Source organism: Providencia sp. Marseille-Q8014 (assembly GCF_965112055.1).
The window spans coordinates 3,486,340-3,500,131 of the sequence record NZ_CBCOPT010000001.1 but is presented as its reverse complement, the minus strand read 5'-3'; the positions used below and the strand labels follow the sequence as shown (position 1 = coordinate 3,500,131).

The 13,792-nt window shown below is 42.1% G+C and carries 8 protein-coding genes; 6 read left to right on the top strand and 2 right to left on the bottom strand.

Translation table 11 applies throughout. The features are described from left to right. Nucleotides 1-14: 14 nt before the first annotated feature. The 3 genes from rpsI to sspB all read left to right on the top strand — a co-directional run bounded on the left by rpsI (nt 15) and on the right by sspB (nt 2,856). Nucleotides 15-407, top strand: coding sequence for a 30S ribosomal protein S9 (gene rpsI / locus ACWPW6_RS15535; RefSeq protein WP_004258235.1), 393 nt, complete (start codon nt 15-17; stop codon nt 405-407). A gap of 1,307 nt (nt 408-1,714) precedes the next feature. Continuing rightward, nucleotides 1,715-2,356 (top strand): stringent starvation protein SspA, encoded by a 642-nt coding sequence (gene sspA, locus ACWPW6_RS15530; protein ID WP_154621896.1) that lies wholly within the window; start codon nt 1,715-1,717, stop codon nt 2,354-2,356. A gap of 8 nt (nt 2,357-2,364) precedes the next feature. Further along, nucleotides 2,365-2,856: a ClpXP protease specificity-enhancing factor gene (sspB, locus tag ACWPW6_RS15525; protein ID WP_195848132.1), complete on the top strand. Its 492-nt coding sequence runs from the start codon at nt 2,365-2,367 to the stop codon at nt 2,854-2,856. A 69-nt stretch (nt 2,857-2,925) separates the two neighbouring features. On the opposite strand, the gene ACWPW6_RS15520 is transcribed toward sspB, so the two are convergent. Both ACWPW6_RS15520 and gltB read right to left on the bottom strand, forming a co-directional pair. Beyond that, on the bottom strand, nt 2,926-4,341 hold the full coding sequence (locus ACWPW6_RS15520) for an FAD-dependent oxidoreductase (RefSeq protein ID WP_249999310.1): 1,416 nt from the start codon (nt 4,339-4,341) through the stop codon (nt 2,926-2,928). A gap of 10 nt (nt 4,342-4,351) precedes the next feature. Further along, entirely contained in the window at nt 4,352-8,815 is a 4,464-nt protein-coding gene (gene gltB, locus ACWPW6_RS15515; protein ID WP_257759859.1) for a glutamate synthase large subunit, read from the bottom strand. 958 nt (nt 8,816-9,773) lie between these two features. Between gltB and arcB the strand changes: the two genes are divergently transcribed. The 3 genes from arcB (at nt 9,774) to mtgA (ending at nt 13,737) form a co-directional block, all read left to right on the top strand. Further along, nucleotides 9,774-12,119 carry an aerobic respiration two-component sensor histidine kinase ArcB gene (arcB, locus tag ACWPW6_RS15510; protein ID WP_249999307.1) on the top strand — a complete coding sequence of 782 codons (2,346 nt, stop codon included), beginning with the start codon at nt 9,774-9,776 and terminating at the stop codon, nt 12,117-12,119. Between the two features lie 233 nt (nt 12,120-12,352). After that, nucleotides 12,353-13,003 (top strand): isoprenoid biosynthesis glyoxalase ElbB, encoded by a 651-nt coding sequence (gene elbB / locus ACWPW6_RS15505; protein ID WP_154621955.1) that lies wholly within the window; start codon nt 12,353-12,355, stop codon nt 13,001-13,003. 8 nt (nt 13,004-13,011) lie between these two features. Further along, a complete protein-coding gene (gene mtgA / locus ACWPW6_RS15500) occupies nt 13,012-13,737 on the top strand; it encodes a monofunctional biosynthetic peptidoglycan transglycosylase (RefSeq protein ID WP_249999305.1) in 726 nt (241 codons plus the stop codon). The last annotated feature ends 55 nt before the right edge of the window (nt 13,738-13,792 follow it).

Sequence of the window (13,792 nt, the reverse complement as noted above, 5' to 3'; positions counted from 1 at the left end):
CGGGATTATAGGCAATGGCTGAAAATCAATACTACGGCACTGGTCGCCGCAAAAGCTCTTCCGCTCGTGTCTTCATTAAGCCAGGTAGCGGTAACATCACAATCAATCAGCGTACACTGGAACAGTACTTTGGTCGCGAAACTGCGCGCATGGTCGTTCGTCAGCCGCTAGAGTTGGTTGAAATGTTGGAAAAACTGGATCTGTACATCACTGTAAAAGGTGGCGGTATTTCAGGTCAGGCAGGCGCAATCCGTCACGGTATCACCCGTGCACTGATGGCTTATGATGAGACTCTTCGTTCTGATCTGCGTAAAGCTGGTTTCGTTACCCGTGATGCGCGTTCTGTTGAACGTAAGAAAGTTGGTCTACGTAAAGCACGTCGTCGTCCACAGTTCTCCAAACGTTAATTTATTGCCCTTTGGGCATAAAATTGATGAAAAAACCCGTCTTTATGGCGGGTTTTTTATTGGGCGCAATATATTGCTTGATGTTTATTGATGAGATGCGAGCGGTTTCTTTTATCTGAATTCGCACTATGGCGCGTGCTGGAAAAGATAAATATCATTGAATTTAATATATTAGTGATAGACTTCAAATTGAATTTTTATTGGAAAATCAATGCACATAATATTTGTGTATTATTATTTGAATAATATACCCAAGCACTCAATGAGTTGTGTTCGGAAAACAGGAAATAACCTAGGCTGAACTTCTTTGATATGCAAATTAATAGTATCTAGGTGGCAAGACAAATCGAATGGGTAAAAGCGTTCTTTTCTAAGACATATTATTGTTCATGTTGGCTTTCGTATTGTAAGGTGGGCCAATAAAAATGATCAAAATAAAACTTATTCATTTAATAACGGATTTTTGATGCTGAGATAGTATTTAGTTGATTGCGCTAGTGTAAGAGGTTTTGTCATTGATTTACCTGCCGGTTTAAGTAACTCGTGTCAGACGAGATTTCTATTATTCGAGCGAATCAAGCAGTTCAATCTTCATTAATGTTTATGCAGCGAAAGTGCGCAATACAGAGCCGTCAGCGGGGATAAAAATTTTTGTGGGTATGCGGACGGGTTGCATCATAGGGTTATTACTTGAGAATTCAGAATCGCACCACAAATCATTCGTCTATTGAGGGAAAAACAATCGAAACTGACAGTTTAAACGCCATTTTAAAGTGGAATAGTGTTCGCCTTCCAAGCTTCCCTAAATAAGCTTTTAGAAACGTTTGTATATTGAATCTCTAAGTTGGTTGTTTTATTTGCCATCTTACTTATTTCATGTTCGACTATACAAAATAGATATAACTTACCTTACCAGCATTTTTCTTTATGAGTAGGCGTTAGTTGAGGATTTTTAGGCTGACATTTTTTATTTAAAAAAACATTTTTTAGAGTTAGCTCTAAGGTTTTTTAACTAGTTTTACATGTATTATTGAATTGATATTCTAATTTTTTGTCTTTTATCTACTTTAAACTACATTTAGTTATGATTTTCTCATCTACGTCCCCCTAAGTTGTACAAAATCTGCTAGAATATGCGACTGCTTTTTATTTTCTTATTTCTCGCTGCACTACAGCGAGAGGGTTGTGCTGACTTTCTATATGGATAAATGAGAGCTTTGGCACAGGGGATTGTAAAATGGGCGGGCTCGTAATTATTCAAAAACTTATTACAGTTTAGTTCATTTTTATTCAACTTGGAGGTTTTAATGGCTGTCGCTCCTAACAAACGTTCGGTAATGACATTATTTTCAGGCCCAACCGACATTTTTAGTCATCAAGTTCGTATCGTTTTGGCTGAAAAAGGGGTTAGCGTTGAGATTGAGCATGTCGAACCTGGTCATCTGCCTCAAGATCTGATCGATCTAAACCCATATCAGAGTGTACCTACTCTTGTTGACCGTGATCTGACCCTATATGACCCACATATTATCATGGAATACTTAGATGAGCGTTTTCCTCATCCTCCTCTCATGCCTGTTTATCCAGTTGCTCGTGGTACAAGTCGCCAACTGATGCACCGCATTGAAAAAGACTGGTATTCTCTGATGTACAAAATTGAAAAGGGAACGGCACAGGAAGCGGATAACGCACGTCGTCAGTTAGCAGAAGAGCTGATTGCGGTATCACCTGTTTTTGCTGAAATGCCTTTCTTTATGAGTGAAGAATTCAGCTTGGTTGATTGCTACTTAGCCCCACTGTTGTGGCGTTTACCTGTACTAGGTATCGAACTCAAACCATCAAGCAGCAAACATCTGCAAATGTACATGCAACGTGTTTTTGAACGTGATGCATTCTTAGCTTCACTGACTGAGTTAGAACGCGAAATGCGTCTTTCGGCACGAGGCTAAGTGGCATGATGGAAATGGCGCCAATGACACCGAGACGCCCTTATCTATTACGTGCGCATTACGAGTGGCTGCTTGATAATGATATGACGCCCCATTTGGTTGTGGATGTCACTGTGCCAAATATCAATGTGCCAATGGAATTTGCTCGCGATGGGCAAATTGTATTGAATATAGCACCGCGCGCAGTAGGTAACTTTGAGATTACGAATGATGAAGTACGCTTCAGTGCGCGCTTTGGTGGTGTACCTCGTCAAGTATATGTGCCAATGGCCGCGATTATCGCAATCTACTCCCGTGAAAATGGCGCTGGGATGATGTTTGAACCGGAAGCCGCCTATGAAGAACAGCTATCAGCTGATCTTGAAGGGATTGAAGAAAACCCTGCGGATAACATCACGTTGGTCCATGAATCAGACCCAACAAGTGATCACTCGTCATCTTCAGATGATGAGCCTACGCCACCCCCTAAAGGTAGGCCATCACTCAGAGTCATTAAGTAATTCGTAAAGTATATCGATCAAAAAACAGAGGGTTTCCCCTCTGTTTTTATTTTGCGATCTGTTCGCTGATTAAACGCCCATAAAGCATAAGATACCATCTGCCGCTTTGCGCCCTTCAGCAATTGCCGTCACCACTAAATCAGAACCGCGAACAATATCTCCCCCAGCAAAAATTTTGGGGTTTGATGTTTGGTAAGCTAACAGCTCATCACTGCTTGCAATGATCCGCCCCTGAGCGTCTAGCTGCACATTATGCTCTGCTAGCCAAGGCATGGCATGTGGGCGGAAGCCGAATGCCGTGATCACCGCATCCGCTTGTAATAAGTGTTCAGAACCCTCTATAACCTCTGCTTGAGCGCGCCCATTTCTAGCCTCACTCATCTGTGTTCTGACTACTTTGACTCCACACACATTGCCTTTCTGATCGACTTCAATACTCATCGGTTGTAAATTGAATAAAAATTCAGCCCCTTCTTCTCGAGCATTTTTCACTTCTCGTGGTGAACCAGGCATACTTGCTTCATCGCGACGATAAGCACAAATCACCTTTTTCGCGCCTTGTCGAATAGCGGTACGCACACAATCCATTGCGGTATCACCGCCACCGAGGACGACAACCTGTTTGTTTTTAAGGTTGACATAAGGTGCATCGGCTGGGTTTTCAAAGCCCATTAATTGGCGAGTGTTGGCAATAAGGTAAGGTAAAGCATCATACACTCCCTTTGCATTCTCATTGGCGAGTTGTCCTTTGGTGGACTGATAAGTTCCTGTACCAATGAATACGGAGTCATATTCAGCAAGTAAATGATTTAATGGCAGGTCTTTACCAATCTCGGTATTGAGTTTGAATTCAATCCCCATTGAGGTAAAGATCTCTCGACGGCGAGTCATAATTTCTTTTTCGAGTTTGAAAGCCGGAATACCGAAGGTCAGTAACCCGCCAATTTCAGGATGGCGATCGTACACGGTCGCTTGTACGCCATTGCGAGCTAACACATCGGCACAGGCTAGACCAGCAGGCCCAGCTCCAATAATAGCAACGCGTTTATTCACAGGGACAACATGAGAAAGGTCAGGACGCCAGCCCATTGCAAAGGCGGTATCGTTAATATAACGCTCAATATTACCGATAGTGACAGCGCCAAAGTCATCATTTAAGGTACAGGCACCTTCACATAAACGATCTTGAGGGCACACTCTACCACAAACCTCAGGCAAACTATTGGTTTGATGAGATAGCTCTGCGGCCTCGATAATACGTCCTTCATTGGCAAGCTTGAGCCAATTGGGGATATAGTTATGCACCGGACATTTCCATTCACAGTAAGGATTACCGCATGAAAGGCATCGATCTGCCTGTGTCTGAGCTTGGATCGCGCTAAAAGGCTCGTAGATTTCTACAAATTCAATTTTACGTACATTTAACGTTTTTTTAGGCGGATCAACACGTTGTAAGTCGATAAATTGATAAACATTCTGGCTCATTTTTCTCTCCTTACTGTGCTTGGACGCGTAATTCAGCCGCAGAACGGCTACGGTGGCCTAAGAGTGCATTGATATCGCTTGATTTGGGTTTGACCAAAGTAAAGTGGCAAACCCAATTTTCCCAATCCGCGAGAATGGCTTCACCGCGCGCTGATTGCGTCAAACGGACATGTTCAGTAATTAATCCACGCAGATGTTCCGCGTGAATTGGGTAATCATTGACTGACAGTAGTTCCACCATCTCATTGTTGACCCGGCGTGAGAAGTGAGATTCTTCATCAAGCACATAAGCAAAGCCCCCCGTCATACCTGCACCAAAATTGATCCCCGTGCTGCCAAGGACACACACTATCCCACCTGTCATATATTCGCAGCCATTATCACCAATTCCCTCAATAATCGCCGTTGCGCCTGAGTTACGGACCGCGAAACGCTCACCCGCAAGGCCTGCTGCATAGAGTTTACCGCCTGTTGCACCATATAAACAGGTGTTACCAGCAATAGTGGTTTTATGGGTGGCAAATGAAGAGCCCACTGGTGGACGGATAGCGATAACCCCTCCTGTCATCCCTTTACCAACATAGTCATTGGCATCACCCGTTAAAATTAATTCCACTCCACCTGCATTCCAGACACCAAAGCTTTGCCCAGCCGTTCCTGTAAAATAGAGCTGTAATGGTGTGGCTGCGAAGCCTTGATCACCGAAGCGACGAGCAATTTCACCAGACAAGGCGGCACCAATTGAACGGTCGGTATTCATGATGTCATAGAAAAAGGTTTTCGATTGCTTCTGAGCCAAATAAGGTTCTGCATCTTGTAAAATGCGTTGATTCAGTAAGCCTTCATCAAATGGAGGATTAGTTTCTGTACAAAAAACGGCTTTCTCTGGCTGCGGTTCGCTCGTTTCTAACAAACTTTGCAGATTAATGCGGTTTTGTTTAGCAGTCGTTCCTTCAATAATCTCAAGTAAATCGGTACGACCAATGAGATCGGTGAGTTTAGTGACGCCTAATGCCGCCATCAGTTCACGCGTTTCTCTGGCAATAAATCGAAAGTAATTGATAACACGTTCTGGTAAACCATGGTAATGATGTTGTCTTAATGTTTCATCTTGTGTTGCAACACCCGTTGCACAGTTATTGAGATGGCATATGCGTAGATATTTGCACCCAAGGGCAACCATTGGGCCGGTACCAAAGCCAAAGCTTTCAGCACCTAGTATTGCCGCTTTGATGATGTCTAGGCCTGTTTTGAGACCGCCGTCCGTTTGTAAACGAATTTTATGGCGCAAACCATTGGCGACAAGTGCTTGTTGAGTTTCAACAAGGCCTAATTCCCATGGGCATCCCGCGTACTTCACTGAGCTAATAGGGCTAGCACCTGTGCCTCCATCATATCCCGCAATGGTAATTAAATCGGCATAGGCTTTTGCAACACCGGTTGCGATAGTACCAACACCGGGTTCTGAAACCAATTTAACGGAAATCAAAGCATGTGGGTTAACTTGTTTAAGGTCAAAAATCAGTTGTGCCAAATCTTCAATCGAATAAATATCGTGATGTGGTGGTGGGGAGATCAGTGTAACGCCCGGCACGGAATAGCGTAAACGTGCGATATATGGCGTGACTTTATCTCCGGGGAGCTGGCCGCCTTCACCCGGCTTAGCCCCTTGAGCGACCTTGACCTGGATAACATCAGCATTGACCAAGTACGCAGGCGTTACACCGAAACGCCCTGAGGCAACTTGTTTTATTCGAGAACGTTTTTGTGTGCCATAACGCGCAGGATCTTCACCTCCTTCGCCAGAGTTTGAAAAACCGCCCAATGTATTCATCGCAATCGCGAGGGCTTCATGGGCTTCTGGGCTCAATGCACCGATCGACATGGCGGCAGTATCAAAGCGAGAAAATAGTGCTTCTTCAGGTTCAACATCGGCTAAGGAAATGGCTTTATTTGTCAATTTTAATGCTAACAAATCACGAAACGTCGCCGTAGGGCGATTGTTCACGAGCTGAGCATATTTTTGGTAATCATCATAATTGCCGCTGTGCACTGCATTTTGCAGGGTTTTGACAACATCTGGGTTGTAGGCATGATATTCCCCATTATGCATATATTTGAGCAAGCCACCTTGTTCTATCGGTAGACGGGGTAACCATGCTTTACGAGATAAATTAAATAGATCTAACTCAAAGTCACTAAAATTAGCCCCGCTGACGCGGCTAACGACACCCTCGAAACACAGTTGAGTCACTTCTTCATGTAAGCCCACAGCTTCAAATAATTTCGCGCAACGGTATGATGCGATTGTCGAAATACCCATTTTCGACATAATTTTATATAACCCTTTATTGATGCCGTTACGATAATTCAATAACACTTTGCCAAGTGGTTTATCAAAAAGTTGGCTTTCAGACATAGCAGCCAGCGACTCGTAGGCTAAATAAGGATAAATCGCTGTCGCGCCAAAACCTAACAAAACGGCAAAGTGATGTGGATCTCTGGCACTTGCTGTTTCAATGATTAAGTTAGCATCACATCGTAAATTATTTTCGACTAAGCAGCGTTGGACCGCACCGACTGCCATCGCGGCAGGAATAGGGAGGCGCTCCGGAGAAATATTTCGATCAGAAAGTACGAGTAAAACAGCACCGTCGAGAACTTTTTGTTGGGCTTCTTGGCAAAGATTTTCAATAGCTTGTTTTAATGAGTGGGTTGACGATGCGTAAGTCATGTCGATAGTCTGTGTTTGATAATAGCGGCTATCTTGTTGACATAACTGTTGGAAATCAGAGTAGAGCAAAATAGGGGACTTGAAACTCAATCGATGAGCCTGCCCTTCAGCTTCGCAAAATACATTCATTTCTCGCCCAATACAGGTGGCGAGTGACATGACGTGAGCTTCCCTCAGCGGATCAATCGGTGGGTTTGTGACCTGTGCAAACATTTGACGGAAATAGTCATAGAGAATACGTGGTCGCTGTGACAATACCGCAAATGGAGTATCATCCCCCATTGAACCCGTCGCTTCTTGACCATTTTCACCAAGCACACGAATAACTTGTTCTAATTCTTCGCTCGTATAGGCAAATTGCTTTTGATAGGTTGCCAGCGTTTGATTATCCATTGAGCGCTGACCAACGGTATCTTGTTGTTGCTCCATCGCTTCAAAAGGAATTAAGCGAATCACATTTTTTTCAAGCCATTGCTTATAGGGGTGGCGGCTTTTTAAGTCGTTATCGGTCTCTGCACTCTGTAAGATACGGCCTTCTTGAGTATCGATAAGCATTAATTCACCGGGGCCAACACGCCCTTTTTCAACGACTTCATCGGGTTGGTAATCCCAAATACCGACTTCCGATGCACAGGTGATCAATTTATCTTTAGTAATAACGTAGCGTGCTGGACGTAAGCCATTTCTATCAAGATTACAGGCAGCGTAGCGACCATCGGACATGACGAGTCCTGCTGGGCCATCCCAAGGTTCCATATGCATGGAGTTAAAATCAAAGAAGGCTTTGAGGTCTTCATCCATATCAGGATTATTTTGCCAAGCCGGAGGTACTAGTAAACGAATCGCCCGAATCAAATCCATCCCGCCATTAAGTAACAACTCCAGCATATTATCTAGGGAGCTAGAATCGGATCCTGTTTCATTAACAAAAGGTGCCGCTGACTGCAAATCAGGGATAAGGGGAGTTCGAAATTTATATGAACGTGCTCTAGCCCACTGGCGGTTACCCGTGATCGTATTTATTTCACCATTATGAGCCAAAAAGCGGAATGGTTGCGCTAATGGCCAGCGTGGTATCGTATTGGTTGAAAAACGCTGATGGAACAGGCAAATAGCGGATTCCATGCGTAAATCAGCAAGATCAGGGAAAAAACGCGGTAAATCGGTGGCCATACATAGCCCTTTATAAACCGTCACAAGGTTAGAGAGGCTACAGATGTAAAAATCACTATCGGTAATACGTTTTTCGATACGACGACGGGCGATGAATAAACGTCTTTCGAGATCTCGAGGGCGCCAGCCTGCGGGCGCATTGATAAAGAGTTGTTCAATCTTAGGGAGACTTGCGAGGGCAATACTACCGAGAATTTCACGGTTAATAGGTACTTCACGCCAGCCAACAATCGCTAGAGTTTCATCTAAGATCTCTTCTTCAACAATACGCCGGCAGTCAGCGGCAATCGCGTCATCTTGACTTAAAAAGATCATACCAACAGCATAATTGCGTGCTAAGCGCCAACCCTGATCCTGTGCAACTAAATGAAAAAAACGGTCGGGTTTTTGCAATAGCAATCCACATCCATCGCCCGTTTTACCGTCGGCAAGGATCGCTCCACGATGCTGCATTCTTGCAAGTGCGTGGATTGCTGTTCTGACGATTTTATGGCTAGGCTCACCTTCAATATGAGCGATAAGGCCGAAGCCACAATTGTCTTTTTCTAATCTTTTATCGTACAGCATAGATTCTCCGTCGTCTTTCGTACTACAACGTTGTTACCTGCGTTTTGCTCCCTAGTCAGCTTGAACTGTGTCTAAGGATTCATTCTCCTATCGCCGAGTTGTAGTGTGAAATACAGGGAGGAAGAGTCCTGTAAAGACCATAACTACAACTGTTTTAGCGTACTTCTTTGCTCATTCATTACAAATCTAATAAATTCAAATGGTTAGTTTCTATAAGCAGAACGAACTCATTGTTTTTAATTTACTCATTTATTATTTATTCATTATTTTTAGTGGCTAATCTTCTGCGCACACCAAATGACAGCGTCAGTAATTCGCTGTTTTCATTATTAATAAAAATAAACAGTGTATGAGGGTAATCGTTATGTATACGTCATCAGATGAGAGGGCGGACACGGTAAGGTTTTAAATTAGCGAGATTCTTTTTCTAGGTCAAATAGCGCGTAAATAACATTATTTGCGATATAAAATAATGTTATTTAATTGATTAAGAAGAAAAAAGTTACCAAAAATGCTTTTGTGACACAGGTCTTGTTTTTGTAAATGCTGTGATATACATCACTAATAAGTGCGCTTTTTGGTCGCAACTCTATCGGGTTTTACTTATTAGGTAATGATATATTTTTAATTTTTAAATTTATCTGGTTTTTTGCTCTGTTTTTTGTCGTTTTATAAAATTAATAAGATAACGGGAAATCATCATAAATACTTATGATTTTGAAAAATAAAGTTTATTTTTCATTTTTGGTGCTATTTTGGCTTGATTATATTAAATATTACATTATTTTATTTGGTAATAATAAAGCGATGACCATAAAGATTTCACCGAGTACGGTGAAATATCGTGTCGATAAAAACACTTAAGATTAATGAGCCGGATCGACATTTTTTACCAACAATGAATCGAATGTGCCTCATTTGATATATGATTCAGTGAGTATCATATTAAGGGGTGGTTATGAAAGTACTTCGCGGTCTTGCGCAATATTATGTCGATCTCATGATGAAGCTAGGGCTAGTTAGGTTTTCTCTCCTGCTTGCATCTGCGTTAGTCGTTCTGGCGATGATAATGCAAATGGCAGTAACTATTGTGTTACGTGGGCAGGTCGATAGTCTCGATCTCGTCGGTTCTATTTTCTTTGGCTTAATTATTACGCCTCTGGCTGTTTATTTTTTATCTGTTGTTGTTGAACAGCTGGAAGAGTCACGACAACGCCTCTCTCGCATGGTTGATAAGTTGGAGGTGATGCGTAAGCGTGATGCAGAACTAAATAGTCAATTACAAGGCAATATTGAGCAGCTAAATCAGGAAATTATTGAGCGTGAAAGGGCAGAAAGAGCCCACCTTGAGTTGCTTGAGCAATTAAAACAAGAAATGAAGCATCGCGAGCAAACTCAAATTGAGCTTGAACAACAATCTGTGCTGTTACGCTCATTCCTTGATGCCTCACCTGACTTGGTTTATTACCGCAATGAGAATAACGAGTTTTCAGGGTGTAACCGAGCCATGGAGTTACTCACAGGTAAGAGTGAAAAACACCTCGTTGGTTTAACGCCGATGGATATCTATGATATTGAAATCGCTTCAAAAGTTATGGAAACCGATGAAAAGGTTTTCCGTCACAATGTCTCGCTTACCTATGAACAATGGCTTGTTTATCCTGATGGTAGAAAAGCGTGTTTCGAGCTACGTAAAGTTCCTTTCTATGACAGAGTGGGTAAACGACACGGTTTGATGGGCTTTGGTCGAGATATTACGGAACGTAAGCGTTATCAAGAGGCTTTAGAGAACGCAAGTAGGGATAAAACAACGTTTATTTCTACAATCAGCCATGAATTACGTACACCACTTAATGGTATTGTTGGGCTGAGTCGTATTCTATTAGATACCGACCTAACAGCTGAACAAATGAATTACCTAAAAACGATTCATGTCAGTGCAGTCACATTGGGGAATATTTTCAATGATGTGATTGAAATGGATAAAATTGAGCGTCGTAAGGTACAACTGGATAACCAGCCTGTCGTATTACCGCAATTTGTTAATGATTTAGAAAACCTTAGTGGCTTGTTAGTGCAACCGAAAGGCTTGAGATTTGTGATGGATGTTGCGACAGGCCTACCAGAGACAGTGCTGACAGATGGCACACGACTTCGTCAAATTCTATGGAATTTAATTGGCAACGCCGTCAAATTCACGCAGCAAGGTGAGGTTAAATTAAGCATCTGGCGAGAAGGAGAAGACAAACTGTTTTTCAGTGTGCAAGACAGTGGTATTGGTATTCCGAAAGACGAACTCGATAAAATTTTTGCGATGTATTATCAAGTGACCGATAGCGCTGGTGGTAAACCTGCAACAGGAACTGGCATCGGTTTATCGGTATCGCGTCGTTTAGCCCAAAACATGGGGGGAGATATTCAGGTTGAAAGTGAAATAGGCAAAGGTTCAACCTTTACGCTTTCGATCGTTGCCCCTGTTGTTGAAGAAGAAATTATCGATTCTCAAGAAAGTGATGATGACTATCCATTACCAGCCTTGCATATTTTGCTGGTGGAAGATATTGAACTCAATGTGGTTGTGGCGTGCTCTGTGCTAGAAAAATTGGGTAACACCGTTGATGTCGCAATGAATGGCAAAGAGGCGTTAGCGATGTTTACCCCTGGTGAATACGATTTAGTGTTGCTGGATATTCAGCTCCCTGATATGACTGGAATTGATATCGCACAACAATTAAACCAGCGTTATCGCAAAGACGAACTTCCTCCGCTCATTGCACTGACTGCAAATGTTCTAAAAGATAAGAAAGAGTATTTCGACGCAGGAATGGATGGCGTTTTAAGTAAACCACTAGCGGTATCCGCCCTTAAACAGGTCATAGAGCAATACTGGGGTGAGAATACCAACGAAACGCCTCAGGATGGCGTACAAAGCGTTTCTAGCGATACCGATGAGTCAGTACTCGATTGCGAGATGCTAGAACAATACTTGTCGTTGATCGGTCCGAAGGTCATTTACGATGGCCTTGAAGTCTTTGAAAAAATGATACCGGGATATTTGGCTATTTTAGATTCCAATATGGTGGCTAAAGATCAGAAAGGTATCGTTGAAGAGGCGCATAAAATTAAAGGGGCAGCCGGTTCTGTCGGGTTGAAGAACCTACAAAACATCGCTCAGCAGATCCAATCACCTGAACTTCCTGCTTGGTGGGATAATGTACAAGAGTGGGTTGATGAATTAAAGCAAGATTGGAAGTCGGATATAGAAACTTTAAGAAACTACGTTGATAGACGTACAAAAAAATAACCCCAACCGAAGTTGGGGTGCGCGAATACTGCGCCAACACCAGGGAAATCGTTGATCTACCTATGGTTTTCTTTTTGGGCAGACCTTTAAAATTTGATTACTGCTCAAGGGAATAATACCAAGATACCAAATATTAGCGATTTTGTTACAAGATTCATTAAAATCTGTGATGAAGATTGATGTTTATTCCCTTTTCGCGGTTCAGTGATAATTTACTACAAATGGAGCAAGATATGAAATCAATTGCGGTTATTTTAAGTGGATGCGGTGTTTTTGATGGAAGCGAGATTCATGAGTCAGTGTTAACTATGCTTGCTTTGAGTAAAAAAAATGCTGAAGTTCATTTTTTTGCACCAAATGAATCTCAACCTACTGTAATAAATCACATTACTGGTGAATTGAAAAAGGATAATCGTAATCAAATGGAGGAAGCTGCACGTATTTCTCGTGGGAAAATAGCGCCTTTATCCTCTGCTGACGCAAATAAGCTGGATGCCCTCATAATTCCTGGTGGTTTTGGTGCGGCAAAGAATTTATGTGATTTTGCGGTTAAAGGAAGTGACTGTGAAATTAATAAAGAACTATTAAGTTTAGTCCAACAAATGTACCAGCAGAAAAAGCCTCTAGGTCTGATGTGCATAGCACCGGTCATGCTTCCTAAGCTCCTCAATACTTCAGTTGAATTAACAATTGGTAATGATAAGGAAACGATTGCTCAGATCGAAAAGATGGGGGGTAAACACATTACCTGCACAGTGGATAATATTGTAGTCGATCATGCTAATAAAGTTGTTACGACTCCCGCTTATATGCTGGCTCAATCAATCTCCGAGGCTGAAGTCGGTATTAATAAGCTTGTTGAGAAAGTATTAGAAATGGCATAATTGACTCGATGAGCATGAGAATTTCTCGATTATGGCGCTGGTTACGGAAAGTTTTGCTTTCGCTAGTCGCGGTTTGGTTTTTGACTGTGATTGCGTTTAAATTCGTGCCAGTGCCATTTTCTGCTGTCATGGTAGAAAGGCAATTATCCGCATGGATAAACTTAAATTTTTCTTATGTTTCTCGTTCGGAATGGGTTGATGAAAATCACATTTCTCCTTACTTATATTTGGCTGTTATAGCAGCAGAAGATCAAAATTTTCCTCATCACTGGGGTTTTGATCTGGAAGCTATAGAGAAGGCTTATAAGCATAATATGAGTAAAAAAAGCACAATTCGAGGGGCTTCAACTATCTCTCAACAGACAGTAAAAAACTTGTGGTTATGGGATGGGAGAAGCTGGATAAGAAAAGGCCTTGAAACATTGATGACTCCTGTTATGGAGCTTATGTGGTCAAAAACAAGAATATTGACTGTTTATTTAAACATAGTTGAGTTTGATGAGGGGGTTTTTGGGGTTGAAGAGGCATCAAAAAAATTCTTTAAAAAGTCAGCAAATCAACTAACTATGGAAGAAGCTGCACTATTAGTGGCTGTTTTGCCGAATCCTCACAGGTTTAAGGTAAAATCACCCTCTTCATATGTGTTAAAGAGACAGGCTTGGATCTTGAATCAGATGTACCTTCTTGGGGGTAGGAATTATCTGAAAAATAATACCATCGGTCCTGACGAATAAAAAAGTCATGAATTTTCATTCATGACTTTTCTTTTTATAACAATATATTATTGTT